The sequence below is a fragment of the Lacinutrix chionoecetis genome (assembly GCF_053604665.1).
On sequence record NZ_JBSHNQ010000078.1, the window covers coordinates 1 to 234 of the forward strand.

Below are 234 nucleotides of genomic sequence, written 5' to 3' on the forward strand. Positions count from 1 at the left end.
TCGTTAGACACATTACCATCGTTATCTTCCACATTGTAATCGATTGGTGTTGGATCGCCTGTAAAGCCTGCTTCTGGTGTGAAGGTTACTGCTCCTGTAGTATCATCTACAGTCCAGGTGCCTTCGCCTGGTACCACTAACTCATCGTTATCGCCATCGCCATCCGTATCGGTTGCGCCTGCTGTTACAATGTTTACTGTACTTGCATCTATCGTTCCATCTGGATCTTGATCG

General features: G+C 47.0%; 1 protein-coding gene. It reads right to left on the reverse strand.

What is annotated here, in order from left to right; genetic code table 11:
- Positions 1-234: Ig-like domain-containing protein (locus ACVC43_RS07260; RefSeq protein WP_452223841.1), on the reverse strand; the 234-nt coding region annotated here is incomplete at both ends.